The following is a 16,294-nucleotide window of genomic DNA, read 5'->3' as shown; positions in this document are numbered from 1 at the left end:
GGTGGCAGCGATGGTGAGACGGTCCCCGTCGGTGGGGCGTCGATGACTCGCGCCCGCGTCCTCCACGGCGTCGTGCTGCTGGTGGTCTGGCTCGTCGTGGCCCTGCCTGCCGCGATGGCGTTCTTCCTCAACAGCAGCACCCAGGTGGTCGTCGCCAGCCACCAGGCCCAGCTGCGGCCGACCCTGGACGGCTGGGTGGTGCTCCACACCGGCCCGGTGCTCCCCGACGTGCGCCTCGAGTCACCGAGCATCGTGGGCGCCGACCTCGTGCTCGGCAAGACCACGGCCGGTGACACCACCGGCCTCGTCGAGCGCTACGCCTTCCTGGCCAGCCAGCCGGACGGCCAGAAGGCCAAGGTCGAGCGCGCGCTCACCGACATGGCGTACGACGCCGCGGTGCGCGGCGCGCTCGTCGGCCTCGTCCCGGTGGCGATCTGGCTCCTGGTCGGACCCGTGCGTCGCCGGGAGCTGTGGGGTCACGTCAAGCGTCCCGAGGGCGCCGCCCTGGTGGCCGCCGCGCTGGTCGCCGGCGTCCTGGTGTGGGAACCGTGGAACCCCGACGAGCCCACCGGCGAGGACGAGGTCGGCTGGGCCGCGCTGCAGGACTACCTGGGCCCGGAGGTGCCGGTGCCCGAGCCGGCACGCGGCCTGCAGATCAGCACCGACGCGACCGCCGTCTCCTCTCGCCGGCTCATCCAGAGCGCGCTCGACACCTACGACAAGAGCCGCGCGTTCTACGAGAAGGCCGCGGAGAAGGCGGCCGAGCTCGAGCTGCGGCAGCCCGAGGAGGGCGAGACGGTCGTGACGCTGGTCTCCGACCGCCACGACAACATCGGCATGGACGTCGTCGCCCGCGCCATCCACGACGCCGCCGGCGCCAGTGCGGTCTTCAACGCCGGCGACGACACCTCCACCGGCGCCAGCTGGGAGGCTTTCAGCCTCGACTCCGTCAGCGCCGCCTTCGACGGCGTGGACAAGTACGCCGTCGCCGGCAACCACGACCACGGCGACTTCGTCGCCGACTACCTCGACGAGCTCGGCTGGACCATGCTCGGGGGCGAGGTGATCGACGGCCCCGACGGCATCTCGCTGCTCGGCGTCGACGACCCGCGCTCCAGCGGCCTGGGCAACTGGCGGGACGAGACCGGGCTCAGCTTCACCGAGGTGGGCTCCCGGCTCTCCGGGGTGGCCTGCGACCGGGACGAGAAGATCTCGACGATCCTCGTCCACGACGAGAACCTCGCCGACGAGGCGCTCGAGCGCGGCTGCGTCGACCTGGTGCTCGCCGGCCACGTGCACGTCCGGGTCGGCCCCACCCGCGTCGTCGGCGCCAACGGCGAGGTCGGCTACCGCTACACGACCGGCACGACCGGCGGCGCGGCGTACGCGATCGCGATCGGAAGCAAGCCGCGACGCGACGCCATGGTCAGCCTGGTGACCTACCGCGAGGGCCGGCCGGTCGGCATCCAGTACGTCATCCTGCAGACCAACGGCGTCTACCAGGTCGGTCCCTTCACCGAGCTCGACCTGACGCCGGTCTCGGAGATCGCCCCCGTCGACGACCCCGATGATGCCGGGGGGCCGGACGGGGACGGCGGCGAGGCCGACGGCGAGGGGACCGGGGACACCGGGGACGAGCGCTGAGGGGCGCCGCCTAGCATGGCGGGGTGCCCACGAACGTCGACCGACTGCTGCCCACCGACGAGGCCGAGGCCCTTCTCGAGCTGACCCGCGACATCGCCGCCAAGGAGCTGGCGCCGCAGGTCGCGGAGCTGGAGGAGCAGGCCGCCTTCCCGACGGACGCGTACGCCCTGCTCGGACGCTCCGGGCTGCTCAGCCTGCCGTTCGCCGAGGAGCACGGCGGCGGCGCGCAGCCCTACGAGGTCTACCTGCAGGTCATCGAGGAGATCGCGACCGCGTGGCCGAGCGTCGGCGTCGGCACCAGCGTCCACACCCTCACCGCCAGCGTCGTCGACGCCAACGCGAGCCCCGAGCAGCGCGCCGAGTGGCTGCCGCGGATGCTCGGCGGCGACTGGCTCGGCGCCTACTGCCTCTCCGAGCCGCAGGCCGGCTCCGACGTGAGCGGCATCCGCACCAAGGCGGTGCGCGAGGGCGACGAGTACGTCGTCACCGGCACCAAGCAGTGGATCAGCAACGGCTCGTGTGCCGACTACTACATCCTCTTCGCCCGCACCGGCGAGCACCCCTCGCGCGGGTTGTCGGCGTTCATCGTTCCCGCCGACACCGAGGGCATGGGCTTCGGCGCCCCCGAGAAGAAGATGGGCCTCGCCTGCGACGTCACCACCCAGGTGATCTTCGAGGGCGCCCGGATCCCGGTGGCGCAGCGGATCGGCGAGGAGGGCGACGGGATGCGGGTCGCGCTCTCGGCGCTCGACGCCGGTCGGCTCGGCATCGCCGCCGTCGCCACCGGCATCGCCCAGGCCGCCCTCGCGCACGCCGTCGCCTACGCCGGCGAGCGCGAGCAGTTCGGCAAGCCGATCGGCGAGTTCCAGGGCCTGCAGTTCCTGCTCGCCGACATGGCGGCCGAGGTGGAGCGCGCCCGGGCGACGTACCTCCACGCGGCGCGGCTCAAGGACGCCGGCCGGCCCTTCTCGCGGCAGGCCAGCATCGCCAAGCTCACGGCGACCGACGCGGCGATGCGGGTGACCACAGAGGCCGTGCAGGTGCTCGGCGGCAACGGCTACACCCGCGACTACCCCGTCGAGCGGCTGTTCCGCGACGCCAAGGTGACCCAGATCTTCGAGGGCACCAACCAGATCCAGCGGATGGTCATCGGCCGCGACCTGCTGCGCTGACCCGCTAGGCCCGCCACCTCGCGGGTCAGAGCAGCTCGGGACGCGCACCCGGGTCCGGGGCAGCGGCGACGGCCTCGTCGGGCTTCTTCGACAGCACGGTCGCGATGTAGTCGCGGGCGGTGTCGAAGAGGTCGACCTCGTGTCCGGCGCGCTCCGAGAGGTACCACCGGTGCTCGAGCACCTCGTGGTAGAACTCCGCAGGCTCGAGCTTGCCGCGCGCCTCCGGTGGCACCATCTCCACGACCGGCTCGTAGAAGTCCGTGAGCCAGCGGTAGGCCACCAGGGTACGGTCCTCGCCGCCCTGGTCGCTGGAGACGCGGTACGACGCGATGTCGTTGAGCAGGCGCCGGGCCTGGGCGTCCTCGACGTACAGGCCGGTGAGGGTCTGCAGCTCGCGCGAGTGGTGGCCGAGCTCGACGACCTTGGGCTGGATCCGGATCTTGTCGCCGTCGAAGTCGGTGATGATGTCGAGCTCGTCGACGTCGAAGCCGAGGTCGTTGAGCCGCTCGATCCGCCGCTCGATGCGCCACATCTCGTCGGTCGAGAACTCCTCCTCGCCGGTGAGCTCGTCCCAGAGCGCCGCGTAGCGCTCCTGGATCATCTCGACGATGTCGTGGGCCTGGACGTGGGCGTCGAGGGACTCGCTGGCCTGGAGATCGAGGAGCTCGGCGAAGACGTTCTCGCAGCCCACGGTGAGGTCGTACTCGCGCAGCTGCCGCGACAGGGACGGCTTGAGCTCGCCGGTCTCGGCGTCGACGAGGTACGCCGAGAAGCCGCCGGCGCTGCGCCGGAACAGCACGTTCGACAGCGACACGTCGCCCCAGTAGAAGTCCTCGAGGTGCAGCCGGACCAGCAGGACCACGAGGGCGTCGATCAGCGAGGGCAGGTTGTCGGCGGAGAGGCCGTGGGCGAAGAGGCTGCGGTAGGGGAGCGAGAACTGCAGGTGCTGGGTGAGCAGCGCGGCCGGCAGCTCGTTGCCGTCCTTGTCCACGCGGCCGGTGACCACGCCCTGGGGGACGACCGCGGGCAGCCCCTCGCGCTGCAGGTCGCGCAGCAGCCGGTACTCGCGGAAGGCGATGTCCTCGACGGTCTCCTTGACCGCGTAGGTGCGCTGGCCGAGCCTGACGATCCGCACCACGTGGCGGGACAGGCCGCGGGGCAGCGGGACGACGTACTGGTCTGTCCACTCCTCCAGCGGGGTCGACCACGGCAGGGACACGATCGCCGGGTCAGGACGGCTCGCCACGATCCGCAGGGCCATGGCCCTCAGCCTAGCGGCGGTCCGGCGGGCGCCCTCAGCGGCGGAGAGTGGGCTCGATGTTCACCGCGCCGGTGCCGCGCAGCGCCGCCTCGTCGTGCGGGTTGTGCAGGGAGCAGGTCTTGAGGCTCAGGCAGCCGCAGCCGATGCAGCCGTCGAGACGGTCGCGCAGCAGCTGGATCCGCTCGATCTGCTCGTCGAGGCGCCGCCGCCACATCCGGCTCAGCCTCGTCCAGTCGGCCTTGGTCGGCGTGCGGTTGTCCGGCAGCTCGGAGAGCGCCTCGGCTATCTCCTCGAGGGAGAGGCCGATCCGCTGGGCGGCCCGGATGAAACCGACGCGACGCAGCTCGGGCTGGTCGTACCGGCGCTGGTTGCCGGCCGTCCGGTGGGAGCGGATCAGCCCGCGCGACTCGTAGAAGCGGAGCGCGGACTGGGGCACGCCGCTGCGCTCGCTGAGCTCTCCGATCGACAACTGGTGCATACCGCCCATCGTAGACCTTGACCTGAAGTGAACTTCAAGTCTCACCATCGTTCTCATGAGCCAGATCCCACGACTGATCTCCCTGATGACGGGGGACGAGAAGCACACCGCTGCCGCCACGTCGACCCTCGACGTGATCCGGGTCCTCTACGAGCGGGTGCTCGACGTCTCTCCGGAGACCATGGGGGATCCCCGGCGGGACCGGTTCCTCCTCTCCAAGGGGCACGGGCCGATGGCGTACTACGCGGTCCTCGCCGACCAGGGCTTCTTCCCTGAGGAGTGGCTCGCCGGCTGGTCCACCTGGGACAGCCCGCTGGGCTACCACCCGGACCGGAACCTCGTCCCCGGCGTCGAGATCGGGTCGGGCTCGCTCGGCCACGGGCTGCCGCTCGCGGTCGGCACCGCCCTCGGCCTGCGGGCGCAGGGCATCGACTCCCGGGTCGTCGTGCTCGTCGGCGACGCCGAGCTGGACGAGGGCAGCAACCACGAGGCGCTCGAGGTCGCCGCGGCCCTCGCGCTGGACGCCCTCACCGTGGTCGTGATCGACAACCGGTCGTCGTCGTACGCGGTCCCCGGGCGCATCGAGCAGCGGTTCCTGACCGAGGGCTGGGATGCCGCCACCGTCGACGGCCGCGACCACGACCTGCTGGAGAAGGCCCTGTCCCACCGTTCCGTCGGCCGCCCGAACGCGGTCGTGGCCATCGTCGAGGAGAAGTCGTGAACCCGCGCCAGCAGTTCGCCCGCACCGCCGCCGAGCTCGTCGAGACCGACCTGTCGGTGACGCTGGTCTACGCCGAGATCTCCGGCCAGTTCTTCCGTGACGTCGAGGCCGCCCACCCCGACCGGGTGGTCAACGTCGGCATCCGCGAGCAGCTGCTCGTCAACGTCGGCGCCGGCATGGCGCTGACCGGCATGCGCCCGATCGTCCACACCTTCGGTGCCTTCCTGGTCGAGCGTGCATTCGAGCAGGTCAAGCTCGGCTTCGGCCACCAGGACGTGGGCGGGGTGCTGGTCGGCTCGGGCGGGTCGTTCGACATGACCACCGGCGGGCGCACCCACCAGTCGCCCGGCGACATGGCGCTGATGGACACCCTCCCGGGGGCCCACCTGCACGCCCCCGGGACGTCCGCGGAGGTCGACGCGGTGCTGCGCCGCGCCGTCGACGGCGACGGGCTGCACTACGTCCGCGTGGTGGACCAGAACAACACCACGTCGTACCCCGGCCGCGGCCTGCACGTCGTCCGCCGCGGCACCGGGCCGACCGTCGTCGCCCTCGGCCCGGTGCTCGACGCCGTGCTCGAGGCCACCACCGACCGCGACGTCACGGTCGTCTACGCGCACTCGGTGCGGCCCTTCGACGGCCGCGGGCTGCGGGAGGTCCTCGGCACGCCCGAGGTGGTGCTCGTCGAGCCGTGGCTCGCCGGCACCTCGGCGTACGTCGTCTCCGACGCGTTGCGCGACCTGCCGCACCGGCTGCTGGCGCTGGGTGTGGGACGCGAGGAGCTCCGCCGCTACGGCAGCGCCGCGGACCACGTGCGTGCCCACGGCCTCGACGCGGCCGGGATCCGGCGCTCGCTCGACGGCTTCCTGCGAGTGGCGGCATGAGGTCGCTGGGCCTGCCGTGCCCCTCGCTGCGGGCGGGCGGCGCGTCCGCCGGTCGCGGTTCGGACGGCGACCGGGCAGCAACTACGATGAGGCCGCGCCCCACGGTGGATCCGTGGGGCGAGGCCGGTGTAGCTCAGTTGGTAGAGCGTTCGCCTTGTAAGCGAAATGTCGCGGGTTCGACTCCTGTCACCGGCTCCCAGTCCTGGGTGTGGTGACGCCCGGGGTCACGACGCGAGCAGCTGCTCCATCTGCTCGATCTCGGCCTGCTGGCCGTCGCGGATCTGCTCGGCGAGCTCGATCGCCTCGGGGAACTCGCCCTCCGCGATCTCGGTCCCGGCCATCTCGATCGCGCCCTCGTGGTGCTCGATCATCATGTCGAGCCACATCTCCTCGAAGGACTCCCCGGCGGCGGACTCGAGCCCGTCGAGCTCCTCGTCGCTCATCATCCCGGGCATGTCGCGGTGGTCGGTGCCGTCGGGGTGCCCCCCGTCGCCGTGCGCGTTCGCGTGGTCGCGCATCGTCTCGGGCACCGGCTCCTCCCACGAGGTGAGCCAGTCGGCCATCAGCTCGATCTCGGGCGCCTGGGTGGCGAGGATCTGGTCGGTCAGCGCCGCGAGCCCGGGGTCGAGGTTCCGGCCGCGGGTCATGTCGACCATCACCAGCGCCTGCGCGTGGTGCGGGATCATGTCGGCCGCGAACGCGACGTCGGCCTCGTTCCAGGGGTTCTCGTCGTCGACGCTGCTGGTCGAGGCGTCGTCGCCGCAGCCGGCGAGCAGGCCCAGGGCGAGGGTGGTGGCGGCGGTCGTGCGGCGTACAGCGGTGGAGCGGGGGGTCACGGCGGCGAACCTAGCAATCGCCTGGTGGTGGCCGGGGCCTGCACCGGCCCAGCCTCAGCGCAGCCGGCGCACCTCGAACCGCGTCGGCGGCTCGGCGATGGCCTCCTGCGCGGCGACCAGCTGGATCTCGCGGGTGCCGGCCTCGAGGGTGCGCTCGAGCACCGCGAAGACCGACGACGCGGTGGCGGCCAGCGCCTGCTCCGGCGACCCGCTGGTGCTGAGGTGGGCGAGGTAGAGCGCGGCGGTGACGTCGCCGCAGCCGTTCGGGGTGATCGGCAGCAGCGGCGTGGTCAGCGCCCAGGCGCCGGCGCCGGAGACCGCGACCAGGTCGAGGCTGCCCTCGGGCAGGTCCTCGTGCAGCACGCTGGTCACCAGCACGTCGCGCGGACCGGTGTCCCGCACCGCGTCGACCGCGTCGAGCACCTCGTCGAGGGTGCGGGTGGTGCGGCCCGCGAGGAAGTCGAGCTCGAAGTGGTTGGGCGTGATGACATCGGCCTGCGGCACCACCGAGTCGCGCATGAACTCCGGGATGCCCGGCCTCACGAACATCCCGCGGCCGACGTCGCCCATCACCGGGTCGCAGCAGTAGACCGCGTCCGGGTTGGCCTTCTTGACCCGCGCGACCGCGTCGAGGATCACCGCGCCCACGGCCGGGTCGCCCTGGTAGCCGGAGAGCACCGCGTCAGCCTGCCCGAGCACACCGCGGTCCTCGATGCCGTTGATGACGTCGGCGACGTCCGTCGGCGCGAGCAGCGGCCCGCGCCACTCGCCGTACCCGGTGTGGTTGGAGAAGTGGACCGTCAGCACCGGCCACACCTCGTGCCCGAGCCGCTGCAGCGGGAACACCGCCGCGGAGTTGCCGACGTGGCCGTACGCGACCGAGGACTGCACCGACAGGATCTTCACCGGGCGATCATCGCGAGCGCTGCACGGCACTGGCAAACCCCGGGCGCACGACGTAGCGTCGGGGACGGGAGGCCGCATGACGGAGATGCGCTACCGCTCGCTCGGCCGCTCGGGGCTGATGGTCAGCGTCGTCGGGGTCGGGTGCAACGCGTTCAGCAGGCGGGTCGGCCTGGAGGAGGTGCGCGACATCCTCGCCGCGGCGCGCGAGGTCGGCGTGACCTTCCTCGACACCGCCGATGTGTACGGCAACCCCGCCGGCGGCAGCGAGTCGCTGCTCGGGGAGGCGCTGCAGGGGCAGCGCGACGAGTTCGTGGTCGCCACCAAGTTCGGCATGGACATGCGCGGCCAGTACGGCAACGACCACGGGGTGCGGGCGTCGCGGGCGTACGTGCGCCGCGCGGTCGAGGCCAGCCTGCGGCGCCTCCGGACCGACCACATCGACCTCTACCAGCTGCACACCCCCGACGCGGTCACGCCGATCGAGGAGACGCTCTCGGCGCTGAGCGAGCTGGTGCAGCAGGGCAAGGTCCGCTACGTCGGCTGCTCGAACCTCGCGGCCTGGGAGGTCGTCGACGCCGACTGGACCGCCCGCAGCCGCGGCCTCGAGCGGTTCGTGTCGGTGCAGAGCCGCTACTCGCTGCTGCACCGCGACGTCGAGGTCGAGATGGTGCCCGCCTGCGAGCGGCTCGGGCTCGGGCTGCTGCCGTACTTCCCGCTGGAGTACGGCCTGCTCACCGGGAAGTACCGCCGTGGCCACGCCCCTCCGGAGGGCTCCCGCGCCGCCCACGACCCGCGCCGGGCGCACTGGCTCGCCGAGGCGGACTGGGACCGGATCGCCGCGCTCGAGGAGTACGCCAAGGTCCGCGGCCTCGACCTGCTCGACGTGGCCATCGCCGGCCTGGCCGCCCAGCCGACCGTCGCCTCCGTCATCGCCGGCGCCACCTCGGCCGACCAGGTGCTCCGCAACGCGGCCGCGCTGGCGTGGTGTCCCGACGCCGAGGACCTCGCCGAGCTCGACCGGGTGACGGGCTAGGGGCCGTCGCGATCCCCGGATATCCGGGGATCGCCCCGCTTCTGGGCCATCGGAGTGGCCGAGAAGCGCAGCGAGTGGCCGAGCGGTGTGACGGCTGGGGCGATCAGGCCACCAGGAGCGAGCGCTTGGAGAGGCCGAGCCAGAACCCGTCGATGACCTGCCGGCCGGGTTGCTCGGGGTCGGTCGCGGCGCCGAGCGTCACGAACAGCGGGGTGTAGTGCTCGACGGTCGGGTGGGCGTAGGGCATACCGGGCGCCTGGCCTCGGAAGTCGGCCAGCGCGTCGACGTCGCCGCGCGCCAGCGCGTCGCCGGCCCAGGCGTCGAAGTCGACCGACCAGCCGGGCGGCTCGGCGTCCAGCCGCCACGACGTCAGGAACGGCAGGCCGTGGGTGAGGAAGCCGGAGCCGATGATCAGCACGCCCTCGTCGCGCAGCGGGCGCAGCCGCTCGCCGAGCCGCATCAGCCGGACCGGGTCCTGGGTCGGCAGCGACATCTGCAGCACCGGCACGTCGCCGGCGGGGTACATGATCCTCAGCGGCACCCACGCTCCGTGGTCGAGGCCGCGCGAGGTGTGCTGGTGGACCGGCTCGGTGTCCGGCATCAGTGCCGCGATCCGTGCGGCGAGTGCCGAGGCGTCCGGCGTCTCGTAGGTCATCCGGTAGTACTTCGGGTCGAAGCCGCCGAAGTCGTAGACGAGCGGTACGCCGCTCGCGGTCAGGCTGACCGGCGCCGACTCCCAGTGGGCGCTGACGATCAGGATCGCGCTCGGACGTGGCAGGTCCGCGGCCAGCGCGGCCAGCTCGCTCGACCAGACGGGGTCGTCGAGCAGCGGGGGAGCGCCGTGACCGAGGTAGAGCGCCGGCATCGGTGTAGCGGAATCCATGACCACCCCAACTGGTTTAGGATTCAACTTTATTCCACGGGGAGTCGCCAGTCCACCGCCGTCCCGCCCTGCTCCTCCAGCAGCCGGTTGACCCGCGAGAACGGCCGCGACCCGAAGAAGCCCCGGCTCGCCGACAGTGGCGACGGGTGCGGCGACTCGACCCACGGCACCGGCGCCAGCATCGGCTTGAGCGACTGCGCGTCGCGGCCCCAGAGGATCGCGGCGAGCGGCCCGCCGCGGCGTACCAGCGCCTGGATCGCGCACTCGGTGACGGCCTCCCAGCCGCGGCCGCGGTGGGACGCCGCCTCGCCGGGCCTGACGGTCAGCACCCGGTTGAGCAGCATCACGCCCTGGTCTGCCCAGGCGGTCAGGTCGCCGTGGGGCGGCGGCTCCACGCCGACGTCGGTGCGGAGCTCGGCGTAGATGTTCGCGAGGCTGCGCGGGATCGGCCGCACGTGGGCGTCGACGGCGAAGCTGAGCCCGATCGGGTGCCCCGGCGTGGGGTAGGGGTCCTGGCCGACCACGAGCACCCGGACGTCGGCGAGCGGGCGCCGGAACGCCCGCAGCACCTGGTCGCCGGCAGGCAGGTACTGCCGACCGGCCGCCAGCTCGTCGCGCAGGAAGCGCCCCATCGCCGCGATCCGGTCGTCGACCGGGGCCAGCGCCTCCGCCCAGTCCGGGGCCACGAGGCCCTTGGCGACGAGTCCGGCCAGCGCGCTCATGCCGCGGAGGCTACCGGGCGCTCACCGGCGGCGGTTCAGCGCCAGAACGCCCGGCGGGGGAGGTGCGACCGCCGGCCGCGCTCGCCCACCTCGACGTCGAGGATCGCGTGGTGCTCGGAGTTCCCGGTGAAGGCCTGGTTGGCGACCAGCACCCGGGTGCCGTGGAACGTGGCGTTGGAGGGCGTGTCGAAGGGGATCGACGAGCCGTTGTCGCCGGCGCCCGGCTCCTCGGGGAACCGCTCGAGCTCGCGGCCATTCCTCGTCAGCACCACGATCTGCTGGGTGGTGCCGACGGTGGCGAGGTAGATCCGGCCCGACCGCGCGATCCCGAAGCCGTCCGGCAGCTCGCCGGGCAGCGACTCCCAGAGCGTCGACAGCTTCCCTGGCCGGCCGTTCGTGCGGACAGCGAGCCGGAAGAGCTTGCCGTTGGTCGGCGCCGACCCGTCGGTCGTCGAGGACATCTGGGAGATGAGCAGGTCGGAGCGCCCCGGCCGGAACACGATGCCGGTCGTCCCGAACTCCGATCCGTCCAGCCGCGGCGAGGCGAACCAGAGCCGCGGCCGCTGCGTCCGGCGGGAGATCTTCCAGATGACCGCCTGCCCGTAGTCGCTGACGAACAGTGCCCCGCCCGGGCCCCAGGTGGCGTAGTTGGGGATCGCCGGGTTGTCGGCGACGTTCGGCGAGCAGGGCTGCTCGCCGGACGAGCAGGTCGGCAGGTCCGGCAGCGTCGCCCAGGTGCGGAAGCGGCCGGTGCGGGTGTCGAGCGTCATCACCCGGGACCGCGACTTCTCCAGCAGCACCAGCCGGCCCCGAGCGTCCTGGTTCGCCACCTGCACGCCGCGGTCGGAGTCGAGGTCCTGCCCGGGCACGGTCCACGAGCGCAGCAGGGTGCCGCCGCCGGTCCACTCGAAGACCCGCGACCGCTGCCGGTCGCCCTGCGGGTCGGTGTAGGTGCCGGCGTACACCCGGCCGTTGCTGTGCTTGTGGACGTACGCCGGGAAGCCCGGCTCGGGCACCTTGGCGAAGACGCGGGTGTCCCAGCGCGGGCGCTCCGCCCCGGCGCGCGCCGCGGGACCGGGCAGCAGCGTCGCGGACACGGCGAGCGTCGCCGCCGCGGCGACGACGCGGGTGGTCAGGCGGGCGGGGCGGCTCATCGGAGCACCTCCAGCACCTCGACGGCGGCGCGCTCGCCGGCCCGGACCGCGCCGTCCATGTAGCCGTTCCAGTAGGTCGAGGTCTCGGTCCCGGCCCAGTGCACGAGCCCGTGCGGACGCCGGATCGCCCGGCCGAACCGCACCATCGTCCCGGGGGAGTAGTTGGCGATCGGGCCGCCGCCGGTCCACTGCTCCCGGGTCCAGTCCTGCTCGGTGTACTCGACCGGGCGCAGCGCCTGCTCGCCGAACATCGCCGCGAACCCCTCGAGCACGGCCTGCTTCCGCTCGGCGCGCGACTGCACGCCGTACGTCCGCCAGGTCGAGCCACCGACGAAGGCCAGCAGCACGCCGGGGTCGCCGTCCTTCGGGCAGTTGTCGAAGGCGACCCGCACCGCGCCGGAGTCGTTGAGTCCGAAGCCGTTGAGCCCGGCCTCGCGCCAGAACGGCTTGTCGTAGACGGCGTCGCACTTCATCAGCTGGCCCATCTCGAGGTGCCGGAGCAGCTCGGCGCGTCGCCGCGGCAGCTGCGGCTGCCAGTCGATGTCGAGCACCAGCGGCGGCGGGCACGCGACCACCACGCGCCGGGCGCGGACCCGGCCGCGGTCGGTGTGCACGATCGCGTGGTCGCCCCGCTGCACTATGCGCCGGACCGGTGCCGCCAGCGCGACCGCGTCCCCGAGCCGGCGCGCGAGCCGCAGCGGGATCAGCTGCGAGCCGCCGACGAAGCGGCGCTCCTGGGCGCCGTTCTGCGTCTCGGAGTTCCGGGCGAAGGTGCCGGTGTTCCGCTCGTCGCCCGAGCAGGCCACGAACCACAGCACGTAGAGGAACGACAGCTGCGCGGGATCGGCGCCGAAGCCGGGGTGGGTCCAGGAGCGGATGAGGTTCTCCACGCCGTCGGGGTTGACCGCGTTGTCGCGGATCCACTCCCCAAACGTGATCGCATCCCACTCCGCGGCCCGCGGGTGGGACCAGGGGGCGTGGACGGCGATCTCGCTCGCGTACTTGTCGATCTCGGTGAGCAGCCGGGCCGCGTCGAGGAGGATCGACGGGTCCGGCGGGACGGTGCCCTGGTACTCCTGCCGCCCGGTGGTCGAGGAGATGTAGACGCTGCTGCCCTCGACGTGCTCGTCGAACGTCGGGACCCCGACCTCGCGGGCCAGCCGCAGGATCCGGCCCTGGGTCGGGCCGACGAAGGCGGCCCCGGCCTCGACGACACCGCCGCTGCGCAGGTGGTGGTTGAGGATCCGGCCGCCGACGCGGCGCCGTGCCTCGACGACCAGCACCGACCGGCCGCGCCGCGCCACGTCGCGGGCCGCGACGAGCCCGGAGAGCCCGGCGCCGACCACGACGACGTCGACCGCGCGCGGCAGCGAGCCCTGTCGTGTCGCGGCGGCGACCTCGTCGGCGAGCAGGCCCACCGACCCGGCGCCGAGCGCCAGCCCGGCACCGCCCAGCAGCGTGCGGCGGGACAGGTGCAGGTCGGTCATGGCGGCTCCCCGGGGCAGACGTTGTTGACAGATGTTCAACGGCGCGTCCGCCCCGGGGTCACGACCCGCGGAGAATCAGATCCCGCAGGTCGGGGCACTCCAGGAGATGCTGCTGCGGACGTCGACGTGCACGTGGTCGTCGTGGTTCGGGTAGCCCGGGCCGAAGATGCCGCCGAAGCCGGCGTAGCGGGCGTTCTGCGCGATGCTGCACAGCGTCGGGCTGCCGCTGACCCCGACCAGGTCCAGCGCGGTGCCGTAGGTGTGCTGGCCCGACCCGGACCCGCCGACCGAGGCGTCGCACGACTTCGAGCGGAACCCGGACGTCACCACCAGCGGCTTGTCACCCATCCGGTGCCGCAACGCCTCCGCGCGCCACATCGCGCGCAGCAGGTTCTGCTGCACGGTCGCAGCCGAGACCGAGCCCCCGCTGTAGCCGCCCTGGCCGCAGCCGCCGTCGACCTCGGCCCAGCTGAAGTGCGCCGGCGAGCAGTCGGCGTCCTGGAGCTCGTAGATCTTCGCGTAGGTCTGCGGACCGGCCACGCCGTCGGCGGACAGGCCGTACGCCGACTGGAAGTTGCGGACCGCGGTGGCGGTCTGCGAGCCGTAGGAGCCGTCGATCGACATCACCACGCCGTAGCCGGCCCAGCCGGCCACCCGGACCTGGAGCTCGGCGACGTCGGAGCCGCTGGCCCCGCTGGAGAGGGTGCGGTTCCACGTGTAGCACTCGTCGGCGTACGCCGGGGACGGCGCCGAGGTGAGGGCCACGAGGCTGGTCAGGGTGACCAGCAGCGCCACGAGGGCAGCGCGCAGTCGCGACATGGAGGGTCCTTTCCCGAGACGGTGCGGACGCGAGCGCGGCCGCACCCAGAACCTGCCACCGAACGCGTGCCCGGGGAACCCCTGGGACCGGGTCATGCCCGGGATCGGAGGTCTCCGGCTCAGAAGTCGCTCGGGCCGAAGTTCTTCAGCCCGGCGCACTGGCCCTTCAGCACGCCCGGGGTCTCGGCGGAGATGCCCCGGACGAGCGGCTCGCGGGTGTTGCCCCGGCAGTCGGCGCTGCCGAGGTCGAAGTAGATGTCGCGGATCTCGACCCGACCCGTGTTGCGACGGATCAGGTAGTCCGTGTAGCCGCCCTCGAGCAGGAGGACGTCCCGGCCGCCCTCGATGACGGCCTCGACCTCGTTCAGCGGGTAGTCGGCCCGCCACCAGTCGCTGCGGCCCGGGACCGGACCGTCCACGATCGCCACCCTCCGGTGGCCGCGAGCGGTGAGGCCCTCCCCGAACCAGGAGGACCGGGCGTACAGGGTGGCGCCGGCGCCGACGGAGGTGTGGCCGAGCACTGCGACCCCGAGCAGGCGGCACCGTTCGCCCGGCGGCACCGTCAGGTCCCCGTCGACCTCGGCCGCGCGCACGGTCCCGGTGCACTCGCCGCCGTCGAGCGTGCTGGGCGGGGGCCGGTCGGCTCCCGGCCCGTCGTCGCCGTCCCGGAGCCAGATCGGAAGCCCGACAGCAAGCCCCACGACGAGCACGACGACGAGCACGACGACGAGCACCGCCGCCGTGGCCGCGCCCCGTCGCTGCATCCGTCCCTCGACGCGTCCCCCGTCCATGCCGCAACGGTACGACGTTCCGCGCCGGGCTCCTCGCGCCCCGCGGGAGTGAGCGTCAGCGTGCCAGCGAGCGGGAGGACTCCGAGCCGTAGCGGCGCGACGGGTTGGCACCGATCGCGTCGGCGCTGGACTTCGTCGGCTTCTTGCGCGGGGTCTTCTTCGCCGTCTCCTTCCCGGCCTGCTTGGTCGACTTCGCGGCGGCCTTCTTGCGCGCTGCCTTCGGCGGCGGCGCGGCGGCGGACGGCGCGGACGCGGCGTGCCGCGGGGTGCCGGAGTCGTCGTCGGAGCCGGGGGTCTCGACCGGGGTCGACCACTGGTCGATCCACTCGTCCATGATCCGCCAGGTCGTGTGGCGCGCCGCCCGGCCGGTCAGCATCCCGAGGTGGCCGCCGGGAACGACCTCGAACCGTGCCTCCGCCGAGCCGCTCAGCAGCGGCACCATCGCCTGGACGGCGGGGCTGGGGGCGATGCCGTCGTTGGCGCCGCCGAACACCAGCACCGGCTGCTTGATCGAGCCGAGGGAGATGGTGCGGTCCCCGAACTCCACCTCGCCGGTGACGAGCATGTTGCCCTTCACGAACCGGTGGTAGAGCTGCCCGAACGTGCGGCCGGGGTAGGCGATCATGTTGTCGGTGAACCGGTCGACCGCCTCGAGCTGGGCGAGGAAGTCGTGGTCGTCGAGGTTGGCCGCGATCGCCAGCGGCTTCGTCACGAGCTTCTGGAACGACGACAGCTGGAACGCCCACTTCACCAGCGGTCGGGGCGCACCGCCCATCGCCTGGTAGGCCCGGGTGATCGCGCCGCGTCCGTCGGTGAGGTGCAGCAGCGGCCGGATCGGCGCGACCAGCGGCACCTGCTTGATGTCGGCCGGCGTGCCCACCGCGGTCAGCGACGCGATCGGCAGGTCGGGCCGGTCGGCGGCCGTGAGCAGCGTGAAGATGCCGCCGAGGCTCCAGCCGACCACGTGGACGGGCCGGCCGCCGGCGTGCCGGGAGGCCTCCTCGATCGCGGCCGGCACCACCTCGTCGACCCAGTGCTCCATCCCGAGCGCCCGGTCCTTGAAGGACACTCGGCCGTACTCCACGAGGTAGGTCGGACGGCCCTGCGCGATGAAGTGTTCGACCAGCGAGCAGCCGCGGCGCAGGTCGTAGCAGAGCGACGGCGCGGCAAGCGGCGTCACCAGCAGCACCGGGTCGCCCTGCTCCACGACCTTCTTGGCGGGTCGGTAGTGGTAGAGCTCGCGCAGGTGGCCGTCGTCGATGAGGGTGCGCGGCATCGGACGGAGATCGGCCAGACCGCCGTAGAGCATCTTGTGGGCCACGTTGCCGGCAGCCGAGACGACCTGATCGGGCTTCGGGATCAGATCCATGCTCGCAAGTTACCCGACCGTCGCCTGCGGCGCGGTGGTCTGGACGCGTCGGGCATCCCACACCCCGCAGGCCGTAACCCCTTCCGCTGTGACCCCGGTCACCACTAGGTTCGCGCTGGCCGGTCGGCCGGGGA

Annotated in this window: 16 protein-coding genes and 1 tRNA gene; 6 read left to right on the top strand and 11 right to left on the bottom strand. The window is 72.8% G+C overall.

Annotated features, from left to right (window positions below; translation table 11 throughout):
* The first annotated feature begins 42 nt into the window (after positions 1-42).
* Together ACFP2E_RS05535 and ACFP2E_RS05530 are read left to right on the top strand one after the other, a co-directional pair.
* On the top strand, positions 43-1,644 hold the full coding sequence (locus ACFP2E_RS05535; RefSeq protein ID WP_378521604.1) for a metallophosphoesterase: 1,602 nt from the start codon (positions 43-45) through the stop codon (positions 1,642-1,644).
* A gap of 23 nt (positions 1,645-1,667) precedes the next feature.
* On the top strand, positions 1,668-2,816 hold the full coding sequence (locus ACFP2E_RS05530) for an acyl-CoA dehydrogenase family protein (RefSeq protein ID WP_378521603.1): 1,149 nt from the start codon (positions 1,668-1,670) through the stop codon (positions 2,814-2,816).
* Between the two features lie 25 nt (positions 2,817-2,841).
* Here the strand turns inward: ACFP2E_RS05530 and ACFP2E_RS05525 are convergent, their stop codons facing one another.
* Together ACFP2E_RS05525 and soxR are read right to left on the bottom strand one after the other, a co-directional pair.
* Complete coding sequence (locus ACFP2E_RS05525; RefSeq protein WP_378521602.1) at positions 2,842-4,077, bottom strand: DUF4032 domain-containing protein; 1,236 nt, start codon at positions 4,075-4,077, stop codon at positions 2,842-2,844.
* A gap of 34 nt (positions 4,078-4,111) precedes the next feature.
* A complete protein-coding gene (soxR, locus tag ACFP2E_RS05520; RefSeq protein ID WP_378521601.1) occupies positions 4,112-4,555 on the bottom strand; it encodes a redox-sensitive transcriptional activator SoxR in 444 nt (147 codons plus the stop codon).
* Between the two features lie 55 nt (positions 4,556-4,610).
* Here soxR and ACFP2E_RS05515 point away from each other — a divergent pair, with 55 nt between their 5' ends.
* From ACFP2E_RS05515 to ACFP2E_RS05505, 3 genes are all read left to right on the top strand, one after another.
* Positions 4,611-5,276: a thiamine pyrophosphate-dependent enzyme gene (locus ACFP2E_RS05515; RefSeq protein WP_378521600.1), complete on the top strand. Its 666-nt coding sequence runs from the start codon at positions 4,611-4,613 to the stop codon at positions 5,274-5,276.
* Positions 5,273-6,160 (top strand): transketolase family protein, encoded by an 888-nt coding sequence (locus ACFP2E_RS05510; RefSeq protein ID WP_378521599.1) that lies wholly within the window; start codon positions 5,273-5,275, stop codon positions 6,158-6,160. The genes ACFP2E_RS05515 and ACFP2E_RS05510 overlap by 4 nt, the downstream gene beginning before the upstream one ends.
* Positions 6,161-6,282: 122 nt before the next feature.
* Positions 6,283-6,355, top strand: a tRNA-Thr gene (locus ACFP2E_RS05505).
* A 29-nt stretch (positions 6,356-6,384) separates the two neighbouring features.
* Here ACFP2E_RS05505 and ACFP2E_RS05500 read toward each other — a convergent pair.
* Complete coding sequence (locus ACFP2E_RS05500) at positions 6,385-6,996, bottom strand: DUF305 domain-containing protein (RefSeq protein ID WP_378521598.1); 612 nt, start codon at positions 6,994-6,996, stop codon at positions 6,385-6,387.
* Between the two features lie 54 nt (positions 6,997-7,050).
* Entirely contained in the window at positions 7,051-7,902 is an 852-nt protein-coding gene (gene pdxY / locus ACFP2E_RS05495; RefSeq protein WP_378521597.1) for a pyridoxal kinase PdxY, read from the bottom strand.
* Positions 7,903-7,978: 76 nt separating this feature from the next.
* Here pdxY and ACFP2E_RS05490 point away from each other — a divergent pair, with 76 nt between their 5' ends.
* Positions 7,979-8,935 (top strand): aldo/keto reductase, encoded by a 957-nt coding sequence (locus ACFP2E_RS05490; RefSeq protein ID WP_378521596.1) that lies wholly within the window; start codon positions 7,979-7,981, stop codon positions 8,933-8,935.
* Positions 8,936-9,038: 103 nt separating this feature from the next.
* On the opposite strand, the gene ACFP2E_RS05485 is transcribed toward ACFP2E_RS05490, so the two are convergent.
* The 7 genes from ACFP2E_RS05485 to ACFP2E_RS05455 all read right to left on the bottom strand — a co-directional run bounded on the left by ACFP2E_RS05485 (position 9,039) and on the right by ACFP2E_RS05455 (position 16,160).
* Positions 9,039-9,818, bottom strand: a complete 780-nt coding sequence (locus tag ACFP2E_RS05485) for a dioxygenase (protein ID WP_378521595.1) — start codon at positions 9,816-9,818, stop codon at positions 9,039-9,041.
* Positions 9,819-9,847: 29 nt separating this feature from the next.
* The gene (locus tag ACFP2E_RS05480) at positions 9,848-10,540 is read right to left on the bottom strand and encodes a uracil-DNA glycosylase (RefSeq protein ID WP_378521594.1); all 693 of its coding nucleotides are present in this window, start codon (positions 10,538-10,540) and stop codon (positions 9,848-9,850) included.
* 35 nt (positions 10,541-10,575) lie between these two features.
* Positions 10,576-11,694 (bottom strand): hypothetical protein, encoded by a 1,119-nt coding sequence (locus ACFP2E_RS05475; RefSeq protein ID WP_378521593.1) that lies wholly within the window; start codon positions 11,692-11,694, stop codon positions 10,576-10,578.
* The gene (locus ACFP2E_RS05470; protein WP_378521592.1) at positions 11,691-13,181 is read right to left on the bottom strand and encodes a flavin monoamine oxidase family protein; all 1,491 of its coding nucleotides are present in this window, start codon (positions 13,179-13,181) and stop codon (positions 11,691-11,693) included. Before ACFP2E_RS05470 ends, ACFP2E_RS05475 begins: the two co-directional genes overlap by 4 nt.
* Before the next feature lie 75 nt (positions 13,182-13,256).
* Positions 13,257-14,000, bottom strand: a complete 744-nt coding sequence (locus tag ACFP2E_RS05465; RefSeq protein WP_378521591.1) for a D-Ala-D-Ala carboxypeptidase family metallohydrolase — start codon at positions 13,998-14,000, stop codon at positions 13,257-13,259.
* A gap of 119 nt (positions 14,001-14,119) precedes the next feature.
* Positions 14,120-14,791, bottom strand: a complete 672-nt coding sequence (locus ACFP2E_RS05460) for a hypothetical protein (protein ID WP_378521590.1) — start codon at positions 14,789-14,791, stop codon at positions 14,120-14,122.
* Positions 14,792-14,846: 55 nt separating this feature from the next.
* The gene (locus ACFP2E_RS05455; RefSeq protein ID WP_378521589.1) at positions 14,847-16,160 is read right to left on the bottom strand and encodes an alpha/beta fold hydrolase; all 1,314 of its coding nucleotides are present in this window, start codon (positions 16,158-16,160) and stop codon (positions 14,847-14,849) included.
* Between the last annotated feature and the right edge of the window lie 134 nt (positions 16,161-16,294).

Source organism: Nocardioides sp. GCM10027114 (genome assembly GCF_042659625.1).
Taxonomy (GTDB): Bacteria; Actinomycetota; Actinomycetes; order Propionibacteriales; family Nocardioidaceae; genus Nocardioides.
Note: the sequence above shows the minus strand (reverse complement) of the source record. Positions and strands in the feature narration are given on the sequence as shown.

What these genes read in the sequence shown, in the direction of transcription:
- ACFP2E_RS05455 (WP_378521589.1), bottom strand. Translation starts at nt 16,160, where the DNA reads ATGGATCTGATCCCGAAGCCCGATCAGGTCGTCTCGGCTGCCGGCAAC.
- ACFP2E_RS05515 (WP_378521600.1), top strand. Translation starts at nt 4,611, where the DNA reads ATGAGCCAGATCCCACGACTGATCTCCCTGATGACGGGGGACGAGAAG.
- ACFP2E_RS05485 (WP_378521595.1), bottom strand. Translation starts at nt 9,818, where the DNA reads ATGGATTCCGCTACACCGATGCCGGCGCTCTACCTCGGTCACGGCGCT.
- ACFP2E_RS05535 (WP_378521604.1), top strand. Translation starts at nt 43, where the DNA reads ATGACTCGCGCCCGCGTCCTCCACGGCGTCGTGCTGCTGGTGGTCTGG.
- ACFP2E_RS05475 (WP_378521593.1), bottom strand. Translation starts at nt 11,694, where the DNA reads ATGAGCCGCCCCGCCCGCCTGACCACCCGCGTCGTCGCCGCGGCGGCG.
- ACFP2E_RS05480 (WP_378521594.1), bottom strand. Translation starts at nt 10,540, where the DNA reads ATGAGCGCGCTGGCCGGACTCGTCGCCAAGGGCCTCGTGGCCCCGGAC.
- ACFP2E_RS05460 (WP_378521590.1), bottom strand. Translation starts at nt 14,791, where the DNA reads ATGGACGGGGGACGCGTCGAGGGACGGATGCAGCGACGGGGCGCGGCC.
- ACFP2E_RS05465 (WP_378521591.1), bottom strand. Translation starts at nt 14,000, where the DNA reads ATGTCGCGACTGCGCGCTGCCCTCGTGGCGCTGCTGGTCACCCTGACC.
- ACFP2E_RS05490 (WP_378521596.1), top strand. Translation starts at nt 7,979, where the DNA reads ATGACGGAGATGCGCTACCGCTCGCTCGGCCGCTCGGGGCTGATGGTC.
- ACFP2E_RS05470 (WP_378521592.1), bottom strand. Translation starts at nt 13,181, where the DNA reads ATGACCGACCTGCACCTGTCCCGCCGCACGCTGCTGGGCGGTGCCGGG.
- soxR (WP_378521601.1), bottom strand. Translation starts at nt 4,555, where the DNA reads ATGCACCAGTTGTCGATCGGAGAGCTCAGCGAGCGCAGCGGCGTGCCC.
- ACFP2E_RS05525 (WP_378521602.1), bottom strand. Translation starts at nt 4,077, where the DNA reads ATGGCCCTGCGGATCGTGGCGAGCCGTCCTGACCCGGCGATCGTGTCC.